Below are 23,144 nucleotides of genomic sequence, written 5' to 3' on the forward strand. Positions count from 1 at the left end.
CTACCGAAGTATGGTGCTGGTTTATTAGCACTGTTTTATGGGGATCCCTCAGCGCTTTTGCGGGTTTTCTTTTTCTGGCTTGGAAAATAGGGGGTTGCACACTACACAAAATGTGCATTCTTTGTCGCGGTAGTGTTTTCTGCTGCTCTATTTTACATGCAATTAATTAAATTCTGAAATTGGCTGAGTTCTTCTGGCTGAGTGAAATAGTGGGTTGCACCAGAGAAAAAATGTGAATGATTTTTTTATATTCAATGATTTTTTGTAATGCATTGAATTTATTGTTTTTTGTATTTTCATTGTCATTCTATTTTGCCCATGAAAATAGGGTCTTGATGGACGATCTAAATATGTCATTGTATTCCAGAACGTCGCGAGTTCATTTTTAGCCATCCCTGTACAGGAAAAGCAAAAACCACTATTTATGGAATAATCACAAGGTGCTAACTAATGAGTGAGAAAGAGATCATTGAAGCAATTCGCATTCTGGGGCGTTATGTCGTTGATAGTTTGCCGGGGGGGAATTTTGTTCTTACCCCACTGGAGGATGGGGAAATCATAATTACCAAAGAATCTCACAAGCAATGCAAAAGATTCTTCCGGAAGAAGAAAAGCTGATTTATACTAATCACTTCGGCTGAACACCGAACCTATCGCGCCATCACCGGAGTAAAGTGATGACGCAAAAACGCAGCAACGCCATTCTACGCCGTGCCTTTGTGCGCGGTGTTTCTGTTTGTCTGTCGCGCCCAGGCGGTGCGATATGAGAGACCCCCGTCGCAGATGCAAAGCACCCGGTTGCGGTGCCTGGTTTAACCTTACCTATTCTAATGTTTACTGGTGCTGTGAAGAGCATAAGAGCCAGTACCTTGCTTATCAGCGCGAGAAACAAAAGGTTAAGGCACAAAACAGGTTAAAAAATAAACCCGTTCACCATATTCGCCCTGAACCAACGACGGTTGAAAAACCTCTCAGCCACTGGCTGGAAGTAACCGAGCGGGTTGTGAACACCCTTTGCCGTGAAACAGCCCTTGCTAATGGCGAAGGATGCATTTCATGCGGTACTCACTCTGCTGCTGTCTGGCACGCCGGCCATTACCGGACCGTCGCCAAAGCCTCCCACCTGCGGTTTACCCGCATCAATATCAATCTCCAGTGCGATGACTGCAACGTCGGTAAATCAGGAAACATCGTCGCCTACCGTGTCGGGCTGGTGGAGAAAGCTGGTGAAGCTGCTGTTCAGGAGTTGGATAACGACAACCGGATTCACCGCTGGACCATCGAAGAACTGGAAGCCATCCGCATTCAGGCATACGCCGACTTGCGCGCGCTGAAAAAAGCACAGGAGGCCGCATGACTAATACCTACTGCGAATTCCTGGCTGCTAAACGCGTAGCGCCATCCCATTATTTAAAAGAGGTTGGCGACCAGTGGCGAACTCCGGACCCGCTTTTCTGGGGTATCAATGCGATGTTTGGTCCGCTGGTGCTTGACCTGTTCGCTGATGACAGCAATGCAAAATGCCCAGTCTGGTACACCGCAGAAGATAACGCGCTGACGCAAGACTGGTCTGGTCGCCTGGCAGAACTCGGCGGCGCAGCATTCGGCAACCCTCCATATAGCCGCTCTCAGTACCACGAAAAGCAAGCCATCACTGGCATGACTCACATCATGAACTACGCAGCAGCGCAACGAGAGAAGGGCGGACGCTATGTTTTCCTGGTCAAATCCGCAACGAGCGAAACGTGGTGGCCGGAAGACGCGGATCATGTCTGCTTTATCCGCGGGCGGGTTGGTTTCGATCTGCCTGTCTGGTTTAAGCCTGCGGATGAAAAACAAAAGGCGACTAGCGCATTTTTCGCTGGTGCCATAGCTGTGTTTGATAAGACCTGGCGAGGAGAAAAATTCAGCTACATCAACCGCACCGAACTGGAAGCGAAAGGCCACGCGTTTATGGCGCTGGCGCAGTTTGCCATTGATAAGAAGGTGACCGCATGAGCCGTGACGCAATCGAGCGGATCCGCTACCGCTGGAAAAAGCTTCGCCTTTGCCGTCATCGCGGCACTGTATTAGTTGACTACCGCATACTGAAAAACTTTATACGCACCTGCCAGATCCGGGGAGAGACAGCATGACTCCAATGCAACGCCGTAGACAAAATGCCGCTATGTCAGAAGTCGCGGTTGCCACGCATAAACGATACCTCGGACGCCCAGAATTGCTTACCGGTATTCAGTCTGCCTGGATTAAATCCCTGCTCACTGTCTGGGGGGAGAGTCTACGAGGTGCTACTTTTCCCCGCAAGCCTACAACGCATTCATGCTGGTGGGCCATCAAAGGGGTCAGATGGTCAGACAAAGCTCTGGAGCGTTTCACTGCTGCGCTTGAACAGGCAAGGAGGGAGGGATTTCGCGGGCCTAATGCCCTGAAGAGGGCTCAGATAATTTTATGGCCAAAGCCAGAGACTAGCGTCATAGACAGCGCTATCAGTGATGATGATGCTGATTTTGTGGAGAAATGCGTGCTCGATGCCTTTGATGTTAACGACCCTGTTTATATTGTTGGGCTGAGCTATTACACGACGAGAAAAAAAATATCTGATATTACCAGGGAGCTTCAGAAGATAGCCCCATGGCTGACGGCAGACCAGGCAAGAGAGCGCGTGAAATGGTGCCTTAAGATATTTCAGGGAAGGGCATTTCTATCTGCACGCAAAAACCTGAGGAGTTAGGTTTTGGCTTTTTGTGCTCAAGGTTCATTTTATAATTGATTTTCACCCAAAAGTTTAGATAATCCATTCATGCTTGGCAGAGCTGTGCCACGATGGCAGCGATGAGAAGCGACAATTTGAATATAACGAGAACCCCGCCAATGCGGGGTTTTTGCTTTCCGGCGATACGACAGGGGTATTCGCGAGATGCATTGCATCAGTACCCCTGTCACATCGTCGTAGAGCATTGAAACGAGTTTCATCAGATGTTAAATTTTTGGTGTGGTGAATCCCCCTATGCGGAGGGGCATTGCCAGTCTGATATGTTTTTTTGCGCATTGCGAGTCGTCTGTGGACTGGCGGCGACTTACCGGGAGGCACCCGGCACCACACTCCATGTTTTTCTTGTTTTACGTACTATACTTTTTGTGTGGTTGCATCGTTTCGCTAAATCCTGAAATAACGTGCATAAGACGTTGTGGCAGAGCTGGCGGTGTAACCTCCACTGAACAAACTACCATTTTGCCCACTTCGACGAGTGGGCTTTTTTTTACTCAGACATATAAAGGCCGCGCATTTGTTCGGCCTTTTCTATTTGTGCCGCCAGAACGTCACTCACTCACTCTGTGTGTTGTCGTAAATCCATCTGGCGGCCATTCATACAGGCCCACTGTCTGACGGGCTCATAACCCAATCCGGGCAGGTTAAAGAGCGTGGGATTCCTAACCCCGCAATCGCTAACAGGGCCGCCTATTACTTTCTCGCACAGCACCCCGTTAAACCGGAGGTGAAACTATGGCAAATCGTATGCAAGACAAAGAGAGCATGGCCGGAATAACCTGGCTGGCTCTGCTGATCATTGCTGGTTGGGGCGGTCTGGTCCGATTCCTGATGGATGTGAAGCAGGGTAAAGCGAAATGGAGCTGGATAAATGCTCTTGCGCAGATCGTCGTTTCGGCATTTGCCGGGGTTATTGCTGGGTTAATAAGTATCGAAAGCGGGGCAAGCATTTACATGATTCTGGCATCTGCTGGGGTTAGTGGTGCAATGGGTTCTGTAGCCCTCACGTATTTCTGGGAACGTATTACCGGAGTGAAAGCGCAATGACAGCAGATCAAGTCATCGAGGGCATCCTCGGAAAAGAAGGCGGGTATGTCGATCATCCGTCAGATAAAGGCGGGCCGACCCGCTGGGGCATTACGCAGAATACCGCCCGCGCTTACGGATATACCGGGGATATGAAGTTATTGCCACGTCAAACGGCCAAAGCCATTTACCTGTCGCAATACTGGACGGAACCGAATTTCCACCGCATAGCCGAACTGTCGCCAGCCATCGCACAGGAATTGTGTGATACCGGCGTAAACATGGGTCCTCGCGTCGTCAGTACATTCCTGCAGCGCTGGTTAACGGCGCTGAACATGCAGGGCAAGCTATATCCAGACCTGAAGCCGGACGGCGCGATCGGCAACATCACTATTGCAGCGCTGAAAAGCTATCTGGCTGTTCGCGGCAAAGATGGCGAAACCACGCTGCTGAAAGGGCTCAATTGCAGCCAGGGTGCCCGATATCTTGAGCTTTCCGAAGGTCGGGCTGCTAATGAGGACTTCCTTTATGGCTGGGTTAAAGAGCGGGTGAGCCTATGAAGATGATTATTTTCGCTCTGCTGGCGTTGGTGGCGGTGCTGGTCCTTTTGCTACTGCGCAAATATACCCGGCTGGAGTTCGTTGACCATGCCCGCCTGTTGTTGAAAACGTGGTCTGTGAGGCTGGGTGCTGTCGGCGCGCTGATTGGCGTTTGGGCCCAGTCGTTCCCGGATGCGGCTCTTCATGCTTGGGCCATGTTGCCGCCGGATATTAAGGGTATTCTGCCGCCAAACATAGTGGCGATGATTAGTCCCGCGTTGGTAGTGCTGGCGGTGCTATCGCAATACGTACGCCAGCCGGCATTGAAAGATAAGGCCGACAGGCTGAAGGGGTCGCCACAATGAGCTTTGAAATAATCGCCGGGTTGGCAGTTCTCATTCTGGGGGCTATTGCCGGTGCGTTCGGTATTGGTCACGCCCGCGGAAATAGCAAGGCCGAAGCCAAAGCAGAACAGCAGCGAACCGAAGAGAACGCCGCTGCTATTGTCGCCGCAGCAGAACGCCGGGCTGATGCAACGAAAGGGGCCAGTGATGTACAGGAAGACGTTAAGCGTATGGGCGATGACTATGTTGATCGCGAGCTGCGCGAAAGATTTACCCGCCCCGGTAGTCGTTGATACGGCCTGCAGCTGGGTGAGGGTCATCTACCTGACCGACCACGATATTGACGTGATGGACCGTCAGACGAAGCGGGACATTCTGGCTCACAACAGAGCGTGGCAGGCGAACTGCAAATCAGAAGAGGCTAGCTGGACTCAGTAATTTAGAGAAAACCATGCAATGAAAAAAATAACTGTTCGATCTGATAAATCATTAATGGTGTCGATTAATAATGAGGAAGTCAGCCTACTAGAAAAATTTAAGCATTGTAAGAAGTACCATTTTAAAGAGTCGGAGGGGGCTCCGACTCGACTAATCACTCCAGTGGTTCTACAGGGTCTGTCTTTGAATGTGACGCAAACTGGATAGCCGCAAGCAGTGCGGACCGCATTTTTTCATACTCTCTACTTTTAACGACCTCTGACATAAGTTCAGTAACGTCCAAATTGGCTGAGCAATACCCTTCCTTCGTGGGGACTGATATTTCAACCTTCATTCCATTGGCTATGGAGGCACCTAAAACGCGCAGCGGCTCTGAATCGAGCAAAGACGATACACGATCTTTATCTACGGGTTGAAAACAGAGTGCGGAGCCATCGAAACGGATCAGAACCCCACTCCGGTCGGGTCTCATTTCTGGGCCAACATCCATTATTCGCCATCCGCAATACCAGGTACGGCATACATCTGGCCGTGCATTATAAATCGAGCATCCTCCTTGTGGTCTAAGGTACTGGCATGGCACATCGGCGAGCTTCTTAAGATTAGGTTGCTCGATTCGTAACGAATGGCAACAAACAGAACAGGTACCGCACTTCCTGTCTTTGATTAATAATTTTTCTAGACTCATTGCTCACATCTCCATTGAACGGATTTACTTCGGTGAAGACCAAAATAAGGCAAGCAAATTGGTTTGGATATCCTGATAAAAACACATGTATCCGGACCGGAATTTCATGCGCATCGCACGCTCACATCAAAGAGAGTCTTTCAGTAGTGAGCCTGGGTAAACCGTTACCTCTTGGCGGATTTATCGTGCGACAGGCTCACGTCTAAAAGGAAACGTATCATGAGTAATAAAACCTTACGCTATCTGGCGCTGCTACAGACGTGCTCTATGCGCTGTTTTACCGTGGTGCATTGCTATCTGGTGACCTGCCGTCCAAGTCGGGTGCCGCCGAACTACGCGAACTGGGCTTTGCTGAAACCAGGCGCACAGTGACGGAATACCAGAAAGAAAATCACTTCACCTTCCTGACAGCGGAAGGGCAGGAGTTTGCCGTTAACCACCTGGCAAACACACAGTTTGGCAACGGGTTCAAAATTGATCGCAGCGGTAAAGTATTCATCAACGACGCATTCATTGGTGGTGAAATTTACGCTTCGGAACTCGAAGCGCCTCAGTCGGTGACCAATATCTACAACATCAGCTTTGGTGTTCGCAATGATAAGCCTGTGCAGAACAAGGTAACCATCAGCGCCGATAAGTTCGAAGTTAAATCTGATATTTATTCCAATCTCGAAGTGGTACTTGAAAACACGCTGAAAAAAGCTGCTAAGAGCGCGGCAATGGATGTTGTAAAGCAAGTGGCAGCAGACCAGAAAGCGCTGGATGAACTGGCAGACCACATTCGCAAAGCTATTCACAATGAATGCTTAGCGGGTGGAATTATTTGGCAAAGATTCAGCCGATAGTCAGCGGAGGTTATATGCGTCTCACTGTATTAGATGACGATCCAGGCAGGAAGATTAATCTCGGTGTAGAGCGATACGCTGTTTTTCTCGATGGTATTGAGGTTAAGCATGTCTTCACTGATGACGATGAGAAGGGCGAAGTAATCGCAGCCGTTCCTGATGAGCGTGGTTATATGACGACAGAGAAAGGTGAAGTGAAGCGGCATACGCTTTACGGTTCCGTGAGGATTGAACCATGCCAGCGTTAATCCCTCGCGCATGTCGCAAGAGAGGTTGTCCAGGTACGACTACGGACCGTTCAGGCTACTGTGAGCAGCATCGAAATGAGGGCTGGCAGCAGCATCAGCAGGGTAAGAGCCGCCATGAGCGTGGCTACGGCGGCAAGTGGGATATCAAGCGTGCCCGCATCCTGAAGCGTGATAATCATCTGTGTCAGAACTGCCTGCGTACTGGACGCGCTGTCGCGGCTACAACCGTTGACCATATCAAGGCTAAGGCTCATGGGGGTATCGATGACGATTCGAACCTCGAAAGCCTGTGCTGGCCCTGCCATCGAACGAAAACCGGGCGCGAACGCATCAAATGATATCGATTCTCATTTTAGCCGTGGCAGAGGGGGGCGGGGTCAAATCCCTGACGGCAACGGCCAAAAGGACCGCCGCCTAACCTTTTTTCACACCGCCGCAGGTTAGAAAACTTTTTTTTGGGGTCCCTCATCCGATGATTAATAGGAGTTTTCGATTATGCCAGGACCACCGAAAACCCCGACACATCTGGCTTTAGTGAAGGGTAACCCATCCAAACGCCCGATCAACAAGAACGAGCCGAAACCCCCGTCAGGGGTCCCCCCAATTCCCAAGCATTTTGATAAGCAGGGCAAATACTGGTTCAAGCGAATTGGTGAAGAGCTCGATGCTGTTGGCGTGTTGACCACGCTGGATGCTAAAGCGCTGGAGTTGTTGATCGAGGCTTACGTCGAGTATCGGCACCATTGCGAAACGCTTGATCGGGAAGGTTATACCTATGCCGTCTACAGCGAAGATGATTCTGATGAGGGTGGGGAGCGGGAAATACGAATGATAAAGCCGCACCCTGCAGCAGTCATGAAGGCTGATGCATGGAAACGAATTAGAGCAATGCTGAGTGAATTCGGCATGACACCTGCCAGCCGATCCAAGGTTGGTGCAAAAGGCCCGGCAGAAGCCGACCCACTGGAAGAATTTCTCAAAAAGCGCAAATGATGAATGGCAACCGTTGCAGATGGATTCCGCTACGCCGAGCGCGTGGTATCTGGCGATATCGTTGCTGGCGAACTGGTGCGCCTGGCGTGCCGGCGGTTCTTTCATGATTTAGAGCACGGCCCAGGGCGCGGTGTTTATTTTGATGAAGACCGCGCCCAGCACGTTCTCGATTTTTATAACTTTGTTCCTCATGTGAAGGGGCATTTGACCGGCAAGCCGATCGAGTTAATGGATTGGCACATTTTTATCCTGATAAATCTTTTCGGGTTTGTCTCCCCGCTGATCGACGAACTGACGTCTGAAGGTATCCTGGACGACGACGGCGACCCAATGTTTGTGCGGCGATTTCGTACCGCCTATGACGAAGTGGCCCGTAAGAATGCCAAATCAACGCTTTCATCTGGAATCGGCCTTTATATGGCTGGTGCTGATGGTGAGGGCGGCGCTGAGGTATATTCCGCCGCAACAACCCGAGATCAGGCGCGCATCGTGTTCGATGATGCGAAGCGCATGATTAAGTTGGCGCCGAAAACGCTGGGGCGGTTGTTTGGCAGCAACAAGCTGAACATTCACCAGGAACGGACAGGCTCAAAATTTGAACCTGTCGCCAGTGATGCGAATAACCTCGATGGCCTGAATATTCACTGCGGGATCGTTGATGAGCTCCATGCGCATAAAACCCGTGACGTCTGGGAGGTTCTGGAAACAGCAACCGGTGCACGCCTGCAGTCCCTTATTTTCGCCATCACTACTGCGGGTTTTAATAAAGAAGGCATCTGTTACGAGCAGCGGGATTACGCGATTAAGATTCTGAAGAACTTCGATAACCCGGACCCACTATCGATTAAGGATGACAGCTATTTTGCCCTGATTTACACCCTGGATGATGGGGATGATCCTTTCGACGAGGCCAACTGGCCGAAAGCAAACCCCGGACTGGGGGTTTGTAAACGATTGGATGATATGCGCCGCCTGGCTAAAAAGGCGAAAGAGCAGGTGGCGGCGCGGGTCGGCTTTTTTACCAAACATCTCAATATCTGGGTGCAGGGTGAAAAAGCATGGATGGACATGGCTCGATGGGAAAAATGCCGTGACGCCTGGGAAGATGCCACTTCGGCCAGGTGGTCAATGTGGCTCGGCGTTGACCTTTCCAACAAAATTGATATTTCAGCTGCGGTTAAAGTCTGGCTCGCTCCAAATGGCGATGTTTATGTCCGCTCCCGATTCTGGATACCTGAAGGGCGGCTGGAAGCCTGTTCTAGGCAGCAGGCAGACCTTTACAGAAAATGGAATCTCTCTGGATTCCTTGAATTTACCGATGGTGATGTCGTTGACCATGCAGTGATTAAAGAGGAAACGATCGAATGGGCTCGTGGCGACTCGCTGAACGAGTTTGCATACGACCCGTGGAGTGCCACTCAGTTTGCTTTGTCGGTAGCAGCTGAAGGAGTACCGATTGTTGAAGTCCCTCAGACGGTAAAAAACTTGTCTGAAGCAATGAAGGAAGTCGAGGCGAAAATTTACGCCGGGCGTTTTCATCACGATGGCAATCCGGTAATGACATGGATGATGTCAAACGTCACCGTCAAACCCGACAAAAACGAGAATATTTTCCCCAACAAGGCTACGCCTGAAAACAAAATTGACGGTCCTGTCGCGATGTTTATTGCGATGAGCCGTTTACTTGTTAATGGTGGCGAACCAGAGACGACCCTTTCTGACCACCTGGAAAGTCACGGCGTCCGTTCACTTTAAAGAGGCAGTTATGATCCTGATGATTCTTGCCCCGCTAATCGGGGTGGTCGGTGCTGCTTTGTTTTCTTACGGAGCATGGCTGGTTTTCCCGCCAGCGGGTTTTATTTCTGCTGGCTTATTGTGTCTGTTCTGGTCATGGGCAGTATCGAAATATTTGTCCGCGCCACGTAATGTTTATAACGAAGGCGGTGACTGATGTTCTTTCCTGGGTTATTCAGAAAAAACGATACTCCGGTTACCACGCCTGCAGAATTGGCAGAAGCTGTGGGGATGACTTACGACACTTACACCGGAAAACGTGTCAGCAGCCAGAAAGCGATGCGTCTTACAGCGGTCTTTGGTTGTATTAGAGTGCTGGCTGAGTCAATGGGAATGCTTCCCTGCAACCTGTACAAGGTCACTGGCAACAGTAAGCAAAAAGCGACATCTGAAAGGCTGCACAAATTACTGACGATGAAGCCAAATGACTATATGACCCCTCAGGAGTTCTGGGAGTTGGTCATAGTCTGTCTTTGCCTGCGCGGGAATTTTTACGCTTATAAGGTTAAAGCCCTGGGGGAAGTGGTTGAACTCCTGCCTATTGATCCCGGTTGTGTAGACCCGAAGCTAAACAGCCAGTGGCAACCGGTGTATCAGGTCACTTTCCCTGATGGTTCGACGGATGTGCTGGGGCAGGATGATATCTGGCACGTCAGGACGCTGACATTTGACGGGCTGGTGGGCCTGAACCCAATCGCATACGCAAGGGAGGCCATTTCTCTGGGTATGGCGACTGAAGAACACGGTGCCCGATTGTTCTCAAACGGTGCTGTCACTTCCGGGGTCCTTCGTACTGAGCAAACGTTGACTGATGCAGCCTATGACAGGTTGAAGAAAGATTTTGAGGATCGTCACCTCGGGCTCAGCAATGCGCATCGTCCGATGATTCTTGAAATGGGTCTCGACTGGAAGTCGATGGCGCTCAATGCCGAGGACAGTCAGTTTCTTGAGACCAGAAAATTCCAGCTGGAGGAGATTTGCCGACTGTTCAGGGTGCCGATGCACATGGTACAGAACACCGACCGCGCGACCTTCAGCAATATCGAAAACCTTGGCATCGGCTTTATTAATTATTCCCTTGTCCCTTACATGACCCGCATCGAGCAGCGAATTAACGTAGGACTGGTGAAGGAATCGAAACAGGGCACCTACTATGCCAAATTCAATGCCGGTGCGTTGCTGCGCGGGGATATGAAATCAAGGTTCGAATCGTATTCAACCGGTATTAACTGGGGTATTTACTCACCAAACGACTGCCGTGAACTGGAAGATATGAACCCACGCTCTGGCGGTGATATTTATCTGACACCGATGAATATGACGACCAAGCCGTCTGACAGCAATAAGAGCAAAACAACCGAGGAAAAACATGATGCCGATGACTAAACAGCGGCTGGATATTCCGCTGAAGCTAAAGTCTGTCAGCGATAGCGGGGAGTTTGAAGGCTATGGTTCTGTATTTGGCGTTAAGGACAGTTACGACGATGTAGTTGTTCCCGGCGCTTTCAGTAAATCACTTCAGTCATGGCGGGAGAAAAATGCGCTTCCAGCCATGCTCTGGCAGCATCAGATGGATGAACCCATCGGGGTTTATACCGAAATGAAAGAGGATGAGGTCGGCTTATATGTCAAAGGTCGGTTACTCATTGATGATGATCCTCTTTCAAAGCGAGCGCATGCCCACATGAAGGCCGGTTCTTTAACCGGCCTTTCTATTGGTTACATGCTCAAAGACTGGGAATACGACCGCGATAAAGGCGTGTTTCTTCTTAAGGAGATCGACCTTTGGGAGGTCAGCCCCGTAACGTTTCCGTCGAATGATGAAGCGCGGGTGAGCGATGTTAAAAGCGCGTTTGCCCGTGGTGAAACACCATCCCAGAAAAGTATAGAACGGGTCCTGCGCGATGTTGGGCTCTCCCGCACCCAGGCCAAAGCATTCATGGCCGGGGGCTATGGCAACCTCTCTCAGCGTGACGCTGATGGCGTGGATGTCGCACTGGATGCATTGAAAAACATCAAATTTTAATCAGGAGTTGAATTATGGCAGTCGAAATTAAAGACGTTGAGCAGGTCGCGCAGGATTTGCAGCAAAAATTCGATGATTTTAAAGCGAAAAATGATAAGCGCATTGACGCTATCGAATCTGAAAAAGGCAAGCTGGCCGGAGAAGTTGAAACACTTAACGGCAAGCTGACCGAGCTGGATCAGCTTAAAACCGCGCTGGAAGATGAGCTTAAACAGCTTAAACGTCCCGCTGGTGGCACTCAAAGCAAGGCCGCAACCGAGCACAAAACCGCTTTCATCGACTTTATGCGCAAGGGTAAGGATGACGGACTGCGCGATCTTGAGCGTAAAGCCCTGCAGGTTGGCGTGGATGAAGACGGCGGATATGCTGTCCCGGAAGAGCTGGACCGCACCATTCTTAATCTTCTGAAAGATGAAGTGGTGATGCGCCAGGAGGCGACAACTATCACCGTTGGTGGTGCCAACTATAAAAAGCTGGTTAACCTTGGCGGCACCGCTTCCGGCTGGGTCGGTGAAACTGATGCCCGCCCTGAGACTGCTGCATCCAAACTCGGTCAGATTGAACCGTTCATGGGTGAAATCTACGGAAACCCTCAGGCAACCCAGACGATGCTGGATGATGCTTTCTTTAACGTAGAGGACTGGATCAACAGCGAACTGGCGGTTGAGTTTTCGGAACAGGAAGAAATCGCCTTCACCAGCGGCAATGGTACGAAGAAACCGAAAGGATTCCTGGCCTATGCATCTTCTCTGGATGACGATAAAACCCGTGCCTTTGGCACCCTGCAGCACATTCTTTCCGGTGCGGCGGCAGGTGTGACGGCCGATGCGATTATCAAGCTGGTCTACACCCTGCGCAAGGTACACCGCAACGGCGCTAAGTTCATGATGAACAACAACAGCCTGTTTGCGGTTCGCATCCTGAAGGACTCCGAGGGTAACTATCTCTGGCGTCCGGGCCTTGAGCTGGGCCAGCCTTCCTCTCTGGCGGGTTATGGCGTTGCCGAGAATGAGCAAATGCCGGATATCCGGGCTTTTCAATTCAGGAGCTGAAATGCAACTTACTCTCGATACGTTAAAAGAAACCGGTGCCTTTACCGGGCGTCCCGTGGAAAAAGAAATTAAGTGGAAAGGCCGTGACGGGAAAGAGCATATCGCAACCGTCTATGTGCGCCCGATGGGTTACCACACCACTAAAGCTGAACTGCTGGCGTATAACGGGAAATCGGACCCGATTGCTGAGCGCATTGCGGCGCATATTTGCGATCAGGACGGCGCCCCAGTGTTTACCGCGGCTGACATTCTTGGAACTGCTATCCCGGAGCGTGGGGCGCTAGACGGTCCGATCGTTATGGCCCTCCTGGCTGCAATTCATGATGTAAACGAACTGGGAAAGACTACGAGCTAACCGGCGAGGATGAATTCTGGTGCGAACTGGTGATGAACGGCATCGGCGGCCGCACCATCGCAGAGGCTCAGGAGCGGATGAGTCGCAGGGAATTTCTGGTTTGGCTCAAGTACCGTGAGAAGTACGGACCGCTCAATATCATGATGCGTACCGAGTGGGGGGCTTCGCTGGTGGCGTCTGTCCTGGCTAACATCAATAAGGCAAAGAACACGCCGCCGTTCAAGGTAAGTGACTTTGCACCGCACATCAACGAAGCGCCATTATCTCTGGAAGAAGCTATGAAAAGTTGGCGTTGATATCATTTATTTGGTTATATACTCTCTGGGATGATTATATTTATACCGAGGGAATTATGATAAAGAAAACAGCTGTTGTTTTTACTGTAATGCTTTTAGGTGGCTGCGTTAGTGCGCCAGATAAGGCTGAGCTAAGCCGCGCCGATTATGGGAAGTTACCTGATAATTATCAGGAAATAATTAAAGATAGTATGTCGGCGCGCCTTAAGGACCCTTATTCTGCACGATATGATTTCAATGAACCTTTCAAAGGTTGGTGCAAGTCAGGATTTACAACTTATTACGGATGGTTAGTTCCTTTTACTCTTAACGCTAAAAACAGTTATGGCGGTTATGTAGGTAATAAGTCATACCTTTATCTGGTGAATAAAAATAATGCTATTGACTATACGGCCTCCTTCCAGGTGCGAGGGTGCGGAAAAAGTTAGATTTAGTAAATTAAAATGAACCTCGCTCCGGCGGGGTTTTTTATTGCCTGGAGAAAATTAAATGGCTGGCAAGTCCCTTGGTACTTTAACAATTGATCTCATAGCAAAGGTCGGCGGATTTGTTCAAGGAATGGATAAAGCCGAAAGGGCATCCCAAAAATGGCGTGACCAGGTAAAAAAAGACGCCAAGGAAATAAGCACCTCCATTATTGCTATTGGAGCAGCTGCGGCAACTGCCGCTGTCGGGATTGGCGCTGCTGGGCTGGCGATTGTAAAAAATACAGCACAGCAAGTGACCGAAGCTGATCGTTGGGCTAAGTCATTAAAAATGTCCACCCAGGATTTGCTTTCCTGGCAATACGCAGCTGAACAGGCAGGTTTAACCGGCGATAACATAGCCGATATTTTCAAAGACATTAATGATAAAGTCGGCGATGCGGTACTGAATAAATCAGGTGAGGCTGCTCAAGCGCTGGATACCCTCGGGCTTTCAGCTCAGAAGTTATCACAGCAGGCGCCTGACAAGCAGTTGTTAGCTATCAGCTCGGCATTGCAAAAAATACCCTCTCAGGCAGGGAAAACAAACATTCTTGAAAGTCTGGGGAACGACCTGTCAAAAATGCTGCCGTTGTTCGACAACAACAACGAGAAGCTAAAACAGTTCCTTCAGTTATCAAAGGATTTTGGCGTAGCCCCGCCGCAGGAAGATATTGATAACCTCGTTAAAGTTAATCAGTTTTTCCAGGATATTGAGACAAGCGCCCGCGGCTTAAAAATGGAAATTGCGTCTGGCCTGGCAAAAGTAGATTTATCCCCTCTACAGGACGGACTTGATAGTATCCATGATGTGTTCACTGACCCTGCTATCCTGCAGGGCCTGTCCGATCTGGTGGGCGAGGCGATCAGTTTAGCCGGTGTAGTTGGCCGAATTGCTGGTGGGCTTGGCGCCATCGCTTCCTATACACGCTCGCGGATCGGTGCGGTATCCGGTAACTATGATTCAGCTGATGAAAATGATGTAGAGCAACGAATTGAATTCCTCAATAAAAGGGGCAATCAAAGTAAAGAGCAAAAAGATGAATTAGATTTTTTAAATAAACGTCTTCAGTATCTTCGAGCCATCAAATCAAGCTTAACCCCTGAGGATGTGGAGAAAGGAGCTAATGGGTTAACTTCTCTTCTCTCTGACATGGGAATCGACCAGCCAAAAGGTGGCGATTACAACCTGGGGAAAGGGCAATCTAATCAGAAGATAACACCAAAGAGTAATTCATCTGATAACGCGTTTAAAAACCGACTTTTGGACCTCCAAAAACAAGCCGCTCTCATTGAAACTACGGGTAAAAAAACAGCTGAAGTTACAGAGCTTGAAAAATTAAACTTCGATATAAGTAGTGGTAATCTAAAGAAATTATCCGAAGCTCAAAAAGACCAATTACGATCTGCTGCAAAGTTTCTTGATTCTAAGAAGGAAGAGCTACGCCTTAATCAGGAAAACGCGAAAGTGGCTGAGTACGTATCAGGCCTTGAAAGACAGAATAAATTAATTAAACAGGGGCATGATAGTGAATTTATTGGTCGTTATTCTGGCGACCGAGAACGTAGTCGAATGCAAGAGCGCAACAGTATTCAGCAGGACTATGAGGGGAATCGCGAGGATTTATTAAAGCAATACCAATCCGGTGATATTTCTAAAAGTCTTTATGACGCTGAAACTGAAGCGTTACAAGATGCACTGAATAAGAGGCTTGAAATTCAAAATGATTATTATAAACAACAGGATGAATTACAGAATGATTATAGTGCTGGGTTAATTTCTGGTTTTACAACGCAGGCTACTGCTGCGATGGATTTGTACTCCACAATGCAGCAGGTTGGGGCGCAAACATTCAGCAGCATGACCGACATGATCATAACGTGGGCAGAAACTGGAAAGTTGAATGCTCAAGATTTTGCAGCAACTTTTATACAGTCGGTAGGTGCGGCCATGCTGCAATATGCCGCTGCGCAGGTAGCAATGGCGGCGCTTAATGCCTTCACGCAATGGATAGGCGTTCCTTACGTTGGCCCGGCGGTGGCTCCGGCTCAAGCAATTGCTGCTGCAGCAGCTGCTGGTGTATTCATGACGGCGATCGGGTCGGCATTACACGGCCAGGCCCATGACGGTATCGACTCAGTGCCGGAAACCGGAACATGGCTCCTGCAGAAGGGCGAGCGCGTCACGACGGCTAAAACCAGTGCGAAACTTGATGCCACCCTGGACAGGGTTGCAACCCAGTCAACCGGCGGCGGTGCTATTTACGCTCCGAACATCACCATCCCAATAAATGGAAACCCGTCTGATGCGACTCTCGCTCTCGTGCGAAAGGCAGCAGATGAGGGAGCTGAACGTGGATATCGTAAAGCCGTTAATTCTGTAGCGAGCGGGCAAGGCGATCTGCATAAAGTGTTAATGGCAAAAACAACCTCCGGGAGGAAGATCGGTTAATGGCTATTTCAACCAACATCAACTACCCGGCTGATTATTTACCTTGCCCCCTAAAGGAAAACTTTGGGCTTAAACCGACCTCTCCGCTCAAAAGTACCCAGATGGTCACCGGTCGTCGGAGACAGCGACGGGCTTATACGTCTGTACCAACTCAAACGCCGGTTTCGTGGATATTTACCGATGGGCAAGCGCAACTTTTTGAAGCCTGGTTCAGGGATACAATTACGGATGGGGCTGACTGGTTCAATATGCCCATGTTAACCCCGCTTGGTGCACAGGATTACGTATGTCGGTTTGTCGATATTTACGAAGGTCCTACACCAGAAGGGGGAAAATATTGGCGATTTTCAGCGACGCTGGAGCTCTGGGAGAGACCGATCCTCCCTCCTGGCTGGGCAGAGTTCCCGGATTTTATTGTGAACAGCGACATTCTTGATCTGGCAGTTAACAGGGAGTGGCCTGAAGCATGACAATTCTCAACCGTCTCTATGCCAGCTGCGGGCCTGAAGTCATTATTGAAACGCTGCAGATCAACATCGGGGATGAAGTCCATTACCTGTGCAACGGGTACGACGATATCACCGCGACAACAGAGAACGGGGACACCGTTGAGTTCAAAGCCTGCGCGATGGATGTCGCATTACCCGCCCGTAATGATGATGGCACTCAGGATTTAAAATTTGCGCTCTGCAACGTTGATGGCAAGGTTTCAACGGCCATTCGAAACGCCATCAACAACCTTAACTCGGCATCTCTGACATATCGTAGTTTCATCTCCACGGATTTAGCCGCGCCAGCCGCCGTTCCTTACACCCTGGCGATTAAGTCTGGTTACTGGACTGCGACAGAAGCGCAGATCACTGCGGGTTACATGAACGTGCTGGATACTGCGTGGCCCCGTAATCGTTACACCCTGAATTACTTCCCCGGCCTGCGCTACGCCAACTAAGGAAAATTTATGACCTTCAATCCTGAAAAATACCGTTCAGTCACCTGGCTGAAGGGCGGCAGGGTGTACCCGCAACTCGACTGTTTTGGCATTGTTAACGAGATACGTCGCGATTTAGCGGTGCCTGAATGGCCTGATTTTGCCGGTGTGACCAAAGACGGAGGTGGTCTCGATCGGGAGGCCAGAAAACTGATGCTTTCCCTGCAACGCTGTGAGCCCTGTGAGGGGGCTGGTGTGGCTTGTTACTCCGGCTCATCGGTAACGCATGTGGGGATCGTCGTCAGTATTGGCGGCCAGTTACATGTAGCCGAATGCAACCCGGGAACGAATGTCACGTTTCTGCCGTTGCCGCGATTTAAGCGGCGCTTTGTCAAAGTGGAGTTCTGGCGGTGATTAGAATCTACCCCTCCCGGCTACCTGGTGAGCCGCTTGAAACGCATGAACACAGGGCAATGACGCTGCATGCGTGGATGGTTGAAAATGTTGAAAGCTACAGTGAGCGTGAGAGACACCCTGTGTCGGTTGAGCTGGGTGGCGTCAACATTCCTCCCGAGCAATGGCCGTTATGCTATATCAGGCCTGAAAGCGATGTGCGTATCTATCCCGTACCCTACGGGACGGGGCTTGAGATAGCCGCGTGGGCAGCGGTGGCCGTCGCAGTAGCCTCTGCGGCTTACACGCTTTTCATGATGTCGGGCCTGGACTCCGGGGGATATTCCTCTTCGACAGGCAGAAGTCTTGATCTCAATCCGGCAAAAGCGAATACAGCCAAACTGGGTGACCCCATTCGTGAAGTTTTTGGCCGCCGCCGTATTTACCCGGATTATGTGGTCCAGCCGGTTACCCGGTTTGACCCTGTCGATCCGACGATCATGCGGGTTCATATGCTGGTTTGTCTGGGAATGGGTAACTTCTCATTCTCTAATGGTGATCTGCGCGTGGGGGATACGCCAGCATCGACCCTTGATGGATTCAGCCACACCCATTACCCACCTGGCGCCGATGTATCCGGCGATGAACGTAGCGAGAACTGGTTTAATTCCACCGAGGTGGGCGGAACGTCTTCAGGTACTGGCCTTGATATGGCGCAGACCTCACCGGACTCAGACGATATTATCGCGGACAGCATGACTGTGTCCGGCGCGACCGTAACGTTTACCGGGCTTGATACGGATGACGACGATGATGAAGATGAAGACGACAACGCTCTGCCTGACAGCTGGGTCGAAGGTACTATTGTGGAGATTAAAGCGCCTACCAATTTCCTGATTTCCACCTCGTCAGGCTACAGCGTGTTTGCCAGCAAGCTGCTGACGGAAATCGCTCCGGCGGCTGGAATGCCGGTGACGCTGAGTTTTAACAGTGTTGATTATGATCTCTTCATTGCAGCATATACGCCGGGGCAGGATGCCGTGCCTGGTGAGGGTGGCAGCGCGGCTAAAATCCAGGCCAGCGCTGCGCCGACGACTTACGATTTCTCTCTGGGCAGTACAACCTTTACGTTCACCTGGCACGGAACAACCTATACCGTCTCGCTGGTTGCAGATTATGTGAACATGTCCGGCCTGCTGGCCGCGATCTCGGAGGGGCTGACCGGTTCGGGACTGGTCGCGCAGGACAATGGCGGTACAGTGCTGATCACGGAGGAGTCCAGCCCGTTCGCCGGTGGATCAATTACCTCGTCTTCGCTTCCGTCGTCTGTTTTCGGCGATACCCCGGCTTACTCTACTGGCACGGCATCAACAGGCGGCAGTGCGGCCATAACAGCAAACGTGACCCTGGCCTATAACAGCGCCACAGGAACTGCATTCTCAGGTATGCCGGAAGGCACGCAACGACTTTCGCTGTCTCACCGTGGCAATGAGTACCAGATTATTTCGACTGACGGGACCACGGCGACGGTAGGTCGCATGGTTGACGGGGCGATTGATGCGTCATGGCCCGGCTTCATCGCCCGGACAATGATCGACTACGAAGCCACCGGACTGAATGACAGCGATACCTGGATGGGGCCATTTCTGGCAAGCCCGGATAACGAAACTGTTGATATTTTTGAGGTCAATTTTTCTTTCCCAAGTGGTATCTGTGGCTTTGACAGCAAAGGGAAAAAACGAATACGCCATGTTGAGTGGGAGATTCAGTATCGGGTTTATGGTTCTGGTGCCGGATGGATCAGTAAAACAGGTGAGTATGCGCTGAAAAACGTTAACGGGCTTGGATTCACTGAACGCATAGTTCTTGACTCACCTGGTCTGGTTGAAGTTCGTTGTCGTCGACGGAACGAGCAGGGCAGCAACAATGCCCGTGACAACATGTACTGGCAGGCACTCAGGGGGCGACTTCTGACGCGTCCGGTATCCTATGCTGGCGTGACTCTCCTGGGGGTGACTGTCGAGACCGGCGGGAAACTTGCGGCACAGTCCGATCGGCGGGTGAATGTCGTAGCCACACGTGTTTATGACTCAGGTACACCGCGGACGATTTCCGGCGCGCTGCTGCACGTAGGGAACTCTCTGGGTCTTCAGATGGATACAGAGACCATCAGCGAACTGGAGTCGATGTACTGGGCGCCCGGGAACGAGTATTTCGATTTTGCTACCGGCGACAGTCTCTCCGCCCTGGAAATGCTGCAGAAAATCGCGAATGCCGGGAAATCCTATTTCCTGCTCAGTGATGGGCTGGCGACGGTCGGGCGTGAAGGGGTTAAGCCCTGGACAGGTATTATCACGCCGCATGAAATGACGGAAGAACTGCAGACAGGGTTCTCTCCGCCGTCAGATGACGATTATGACGGTGTTGACGTTACCTACATCAACGGCACTACCTGGGCGGAGGAAACAGTCCAGTGCCGCACGACTGACAATCCGACACCGGTCAAAATCGAGGACTATAAACTCGATGGTGTTCTGAACCGGGACCACGCCTGGCAGATTGGTATGAGACGCCTGATGAAGTATCTGCATCAGCGGTTGACGTTCCAGACTACAACGGAGCTGGATGCGCTGTGTTACAACGTCGGTGACCGTATCGTTCTGACTGACGACATACCGGATTCAGCGACGACAATCAGCTGCCTGGTGGAGTCATTATCGACCACTGACGGCGTCTCGACGTTGACGGTATCAGAACCCCTGAACTGGACATATCCGAATCCGAGAACACTGATTCGCTACCAGGACGGATCAGCATCTGCGCTGATGGTGGCGACAAAGGTCGGGGATTATCAACTCTCCGTACCGTATCTCAGCGAGTTCGACGCTATTGATTTCAGCACACCTTCCATCGAGCCGGTGAGGCTGATTTTCTGTGATTCCTCTCGTGTCGGCTATGACGCGATTGTTTCAGAAATTGCCCCGCAATCTGACGGGACGTGCCAGGTCACCGCAAAAGAGTACCGCGCGTCATTCTACGACTACGACAACGCCGGTTACCCCGGCGACGTTGCATAAAACATAAATGACTCTCAACAACCCGCTTCGGCGGGTTTTTTGTTATAGGGCGACTATGAGCACATACAAAACGAAAAATCCTTTAGGGTCCGCAGCCGTAAAGGACCTGTACGATAACGCCGAAAACGTGGATAGATTCGTTAATGACAGGACAAAAGAAGATCTCGATGACCGGTTAGGAGTGCTCCGCAAAACCTGGTACGGCATGGAGATGATCTTCAGTCGCTTCATCACGTATATCACTGGTCGCGGCGAGCAGGCGGTAGGGGCCATTGGCTGGCAGGAGCTGGGAAACTGGGCGACCGGCCTCACAGTCGATAATCGCCAGCAAATCGTTTACTACAATGGCTCCTGGTACAAATATCTTGGAGAGCTGGAACATGTCATTGCGGGGGATTCTCCGGAGAACGATGGCGGGGTGTGGTCGGCGGAAAACCCGACGGGAAAATGGTCGAACATTGGAGATGCAGCTCTTCGCTCAAACCTGGGTTCAGACGAACCGGGAATGGGCGACAATATTATTACCCACGTGCCTACAGAATTAGACGGTCAAATCACGACGGTTAATCAGGCTTTAAGCGCTCAGGCTCCCACCATCTGGCAATACGCCAGATATGTTACAAACAAACCTACTACGTTTCCTTCCACGTGGGACTGGGGGCCAGCATTTCAGGCCGCGCACGATAACGATAATGTCGGACCTCTGCTAATTAACGGCGAAACTTACACCGTCCGAACGCCTGTCGTTTATGAATATACCGATGATGATTACACCAAATATTCAAGACTCCCACGGTGTTTATCAGGAAGCGCGAGTATTGATTATTCAGAGCTGGGAAACGGAGGGGCGGGTTTTAATGACGCTCTTGAAGTTGACGATGCTGCCCAGCCTGCTTATGTGGCTGCGTTTACCGTAAAAGGTGCATCCGGGTATGTTGTTTTACAGGAATTTGAAGGGATTGTATTTCGGGGAAATAAAAACACTGCGGCGATTAAATATATTGGATGCGATGGCGTTCGGCCAAAACGCTGCACATTTGCTGCCAACCGCTACGGAATTGTGTTTAATAATGGCAATTCTGCCGGAACCTACGCTGAACTTAATTCAGCTGTATTCTGCCGCTGGCGCGGTTCGTGCCTTACCGCTATAGCGTACGAGAAGGGTAATGGCGACACGTCGTTCCACGGCTGTGGATTTGGCGAGGGATGTTTCGTCACTGTTTCCGCTGGCCGGTCCCCTGTTCTTATTGGCGCGGGTTGCCAGCCATACAATGCGCCGATGAATGCTTACTTCTGGACAACGGGCACCGCAGCACCACTCATCAGAAACAAAAGCAGTCTGCCTGCGCATTTCCACGGCGAGATGAAATGGGAAGGCTCGTACGGAACGATGATGGCTTCAGGCGGGTTAGTCTATTTCTACGGCGCCCTGCCGCGCTGGGCTGGCATTGACATGGGGACAATGCGACAGGCGTTAAATGGCGGACCTACTGGCTCAACAGGCGGCAACCTGGCATTCTCCGGTATTCTGGTGCCGTCGACCTCTCAGTGGACGGTTGCGAGCCTGGGTACGCAGGTCGTTTTTATGGATTACAACGAAGAGGCGACAGTTTCGGTTGTTGGTGAGTCCTATTTTGCGACATTCAAAATACAGACCGCCCGCAGGCTGACAAATAACTGCACAACACAACCTTTTCAGCTTATTAGTGGAAACGTCAACCCCCTGACTAAGTTCAGCATTACCCGTACCAGCCAGGGCTTGCGCCTGACCACAATCGAGAACAACACAAAAATCGTAGTATGGCGTCAGCGTGGCATGCCGGATCAGTCCTCCGGTATTAACTACAACGTAACAGACCGCTGGAACTCAATATGATCAGTATTGCCGGAATGTCCTCACACGTCCTTGACCAGGACATCACGACTGATGGCTCGACGACGAGCTATCAGTTTTCCATAAACACATTTCCTGATGGTGCGATTGCTCTGCTGGCTGTTTCACTGACTACATCAGGAACGGCGAACTGCTCGTATCTGCTGTCCATTCACAAGCACAATAACGTCGGCGCAAAGGTGACGACATTAAGCTTTTATACCTACAACAGCCTGAGCATTTCATTTTCAGCGACGTACACAACCATCACACTGACCCTCAGTTCTGCCGTGGTGGGTAATCTGAAAATATCGCCTGTATTACTTAACGCAAATCAGTGAGGTTATATGAGTTTCACGATTAAAAAGATTGTCACGCCGATCAAGGTTTACCACTCCCTGCTGGGGGCGGCTATTGCAGGTGAGAGCGAAGAGATCAGCGTGACCTACGAGGTGACGTCAATCCTTTCGCTCTCCGACCTGGTGGGTGTGGCTGAATACACTGTAACACCAGCAGGAGCAGCAATGAGCGGGAGGGGTGAGC

28 protein-coding genes and 2 pseudogenes are annotated in these 23,144 nt (G+C 50.7%); all 30 read left to right on the forward strand.

Going from position 1 to position 23,144, the window contains the following annotated elements:
• Window positions 1-450 precede the first annotated feature (450 nt).
• On the forward strand, window positions 451-618 hold the full coding sequence (locus SIK97_RS15995; protein WP_165457266.1) for a hypothetical protein: 168 nt from the start codon (window positions 451-453) through the stop codon (window positions 616-618).
• 145 nt (window positions 619-763) lie between these two features.
• On the forward strand, window positions 764-1,357 hold the full coding sequence (locus tag SIK97_RS16000) for a recombination protein NinG (RefSeq protein ID WP_049099385.1): 594 nt from the start codon (window positions 764-766) through the stop codon (window positions 1,355-1,357).
• Window positions 1,354-1,995: pseudogene (locus SIK97_RS16005) on the forward strand (phage N-6-adenine-methyltransferase); the annotation flags it as partial. The gene SIK97_RS16000 and the pseudogene SIK97_RS16005, both read left to right, overlap by 4 nt.
• Window positions 1,995-2,135, forward strand: a complete 141-nt coding sequence (locus SIK97_RS16010) for a YlcG family protein (RefSeq protein WP_009653799.1) — start codon at window positions 1,995-1,997, stop codon at window positions 2,133-2,135. The pseudogene SIK97_RS16005 and the gene SIK97_RS16010, both read left to right, overlap by 1 nt.
• Window positions 2,132-2,731, forward strand: coding sequence for a hypothetical protein (locus SIK97_RS16015; protein ID WP_057173860.1), 600 nt, complete (start codon window positions 2,132-2,134; stop codon window positions 2,729-2,731). Before SIK97_RS16010 ends, SIK97_RS16015 begins: the two co-directional genes overlap by 4 nt.
• Before the next feature lie 786 nt (window positions 2,732-3,517).
• The gene (locus SIK97_RS16020; RefSeq protein ID WP_127074472.1) at window positions 3,518-3,817 is read left to right on the forward strand and encodes a phage holin family protein; all 300 of its coding nucleotides are present in this window, start codon (window positions 3,518-3,520) and stop codon (window positions 3,815-3,817) included.
• The gene (locus SIK97_RS16025; RefSeq protein WP_057173861.1) at window positions 3,814-4,356 is read left to right on the forward strand and encodes a glycoside hydrolase family 108 protein; all 543 of its coding nucleotides are present in this window, start codon (window positions 3,814-3,816) and stop codon (window positions 4,354-4,356) included. The genes SIK97_RS16020 and SIK97_RS16025 overlap by 4 nt, the downstream gene beginning before the upstream one ends.
• Window positions 4,353-4,700 carry a hypothetical protein gene (locus SIK97_RS16030; RefSeq protein WP_057173862.1) on the forward strand — a complete coding sequence of 116 codons (348 nt, stop codon included), beginning with the start codon at window positions 4,353-4,355 and terminating at the stop codon, window positions 4,698-4,700. Before SIK97_RS16025 ends, SIK97_RS16030 begins: the two co-directional genes overlap by 4 nt.
• Entirely contained in the window at window positions 4,697-4,972 is a 276-nt protein-coding gene (locus SIK97_RS16035; protein WP_057173863.1) for a hypothetical protein, read from the forward strand. The genes SIK97_RS16030 and SIK97_RS16035 overlap by 4 nt, the downstream gene beginning before the upstream one ends.
• A complete protein-coding gene (locus SIK97_RS16040) occupies window positions 4,923-5,117 on the forward strand; it encodes a hypothetical protein (RefSeq protein WP_040177135.1) in 195 nt (64 codons plus the stop codon). Before SIK97_RS16035 ends, SIK97_RS16040 begins: the two co-directional genes overlap by 50 nt.
• A 948-nt stretch (window positions 5,118-6,065) precedes the next feature.
• Window positions 6,066-6,650: a hypothetical protein gene (locus SIK97_RS16045; RefSeq protein ID WP_057173864.1), complete on the forward strand. Its 585-nt coding sequence runs from the start codon at window positions 6,066-6,068 to the stop codon at window positions 6,648-6,650.
• 14 nt (window positions 6,651-6,664) lie between these two features.
• On the forward strand, window positions 6,665-6,898 hold the full coding sequence (locus tag SIK97_RS16050) for a hypothetical protein (protein WP_057173865.1): 234 nt from the start codon (window positions 6,665-6,667) through the stop codon (window positions 6,896-6,898).
• A complete protein-coding gene (locus SIK97_RS16055) occupies window positions 6,886-7,236 on the forward strand; it encodes an HNH endonuclease (protein WP_071957417.1) in 351 nt (116 codons plus the stop codon). The genes SIK97_RS16050 and SIK97_RS16055 overlap by 13 nt, the downstream gene beginning before the upstream one ends.
• 157 nt (window positions 7,237-7,393) lie before the next feature.
• The gene (locus tag SIK97_RS16060) at window positions 7,394-7,891 is read left to right on the forward strand and encodes a phage terminase small subunit P27 family (protein ID WP_057173867.1); all 498 of its coding nucleotides are present in this window, start codon (window positions 7,394-7,396) and stop codon (window positions 7,889-7,891) included.
• Between the two features lie 3 nt (window positions 7,892-7,894).
• Entirely contained in the window at window positions 7,895-9,646 is a 1,752-nt protein-coding gene (locus SIK97_RS16065; protein ID WP_057173868.1) for a terminase large subunit, read from the forward strand.
• A gap of 10 nt (window positions 9,647-9,656) precedes the next feature.
• A complete protein-coding gene (locus SIK97_RS16070; protein WP_071957418.1) occupies window positions 9,657-9,842 on the forward strand; it encodes a hypothetical protein in 186 nt (61 codons plus the stop codon).
• On the forward strand, window positions 9,842-11,071 hold the full coding sequence (locus SIK97_RS16075; RefSeq protein WP_057173869.1) for a phage portal protein: 1,230 nt from the start codon (window positions 9,842-9,844) through the stop codon (window positions 11,069-11,071). The genes SIK97_RS16070 and SIK97_RS16075 overlap by 1 nt, the downstream gene beginning before the upstream one ends.
• Complete coding sequence (locus SIK97_RS16080) at window positions 11,058-11,711, forward strand: HK97 family phage prohead protease (RefSeq protein ID WP_057173870.1); 654 nt, start codon at window positions 11,058-11,060, stop codon at window positions 11,709-11,711. The genes SIK97_RS16075 and SIK97_RS16080 overlap by 14 nt, the downstream gene beginning before the upstream one ends.
• 14 nt (window positions 11,712-11,725) lie before the next feature.
• Window positions 11,726-12,745 (forward strand): annotated as a pseudogene (locus tag SIK97_RS16085) (phage major capsid protein); the annotation flags it as partial.
• Between the two features lie 19 nt (window positions 12,746-12,764).
• Entirely contained in the window at window positions 12,765-13,118 is a 354-nt protein-coding gene (locus SIK97_RS16090) for a phage tail assembly chaperone family protein, TAC (RefSeq protein ID WP_032717794.1), read from the forward strand.
• 32 nt (window positions 13,119-13,150) lie between these two features.
• Window positions 13,151-13,414 (forward strand): hypothetical protein, encoded by a 264-nt coding sequence (locus tag SIK97_RS16095; protein ID WP_032717793.1) that lies wholly within the window; start codon window positions 13,151-13,153, stop codon window positions 13,412-13,414.
• 56 nt (window positions 13,415-13,470) lie between these two features.
• A complete protein-coding gene (locus SIK97_RS16100) occupies window positions 13,471-13,842 on the forward strand; it encodes a hypothetical protein (protein ID WP_239692908.1) in 372 nt (123 codons plus the stop codon).
• Between the two features lie 61 nt (window positions 13,843-13,903).
• Entirely contained in the window at window positions 13,904-16,330 is a 2,427-nt protein-coding gene (locus SIK97_RS16105; protein ID WP_319610941.1) for a phage tail tape measure protein, read from the forward strand.
• On the forward strand, window positions 16,330-16,800 hold the full coding sequence (locus SIK97_RS16110) for a hypothetical protein (RefSeq protein WP_032717789.1): 471 nt from the start codon (window positions 16,330-16,332) through the stop codon (window positions 16,798-16,800). Before SIK97_RS16105 ends, SIK97_RS16110 begins: the two co-directional genes overlap by 1 nt.
• A complete protein-coding gene (locus SIK97_RS16115; RefSeq protein ID WP_032717788.1) occupies window positions 16,797-17,279 on the forward strand; it encodes a DUF1833 family protein in 483 nt (160 codons plus the stop codon). Before SIK97_RS16110 ends, SIK97_RS16115 begins: the two co-directional genes overlap by 4 nt.
• Window positions 17,280-17,288: 9 nt before the next feature.
• A complete protein-coding gene (locus SIK97_RS16120; protein WP_032717786.1) occupies window positions 17,289-17,672 on the forward strand; it encodes a hypothetical protein in 384 nt (127 codons plus the stop codon).
• Complete coding sequence (locus SIK97_RS16125) at window positions 17,669-20,728, forward strand: host specificity factor TipJ family phage tail protein (RefSeq protein ID WP_057174163.1); 3,060 nt, start codon at window positions 17,669-17,671, stop codon at window positions 20,726-20,728. The genes SIK97_RS16120 and SIK97_RS16125 overlap by 4 nt, the downstream gene beginning before the upstream one ends.
• A gap of 55 nt (window positions 20,729-20,783) precedes the next feature.
• A complete protein-coding gene (locus SIK97_RS16130; protein ID WP_319610942.1) occupies window positions 20,784-22,604 on the forward strand; it encodes a hypothetical protein in 1,821 nt (606 codons plus the stop codon).
• Window positions 22,601-22,942, forward strand: coding sequence for a hypothetical protein (locus tag SIK97_RS16135; protein WP_057174165.1), 342 nt, complete (start codon window positions 22,601-22,603; stop codon window positions 22,940-22,942). Before SIK97_RS16130 ends, SIK97_RS16135 begins: the two co-directional genes overlap by 4 nt.
• A 6-nt stretch (window positions 22,943-22,948) precedes the next feature.
• Window positions 22,949-23,144, forward strand: a 196-nt coding sequence (locus SIK97_RS16140) for a hypothetical protein (protein WP_319610943.1), incomplete at its 3' end; no start/stop codon positions are given.

The organism is Klebsiella sp. JN_Kp126, from assembly GCF_033843325.1.
Taxonomy (GTDB): Bacteria; Pseudomonadota; Gammaproteobacteria; order Enterobacterales; family Enterobacteriaceae; genus Klebsiella; species Klebsiella michiganensis.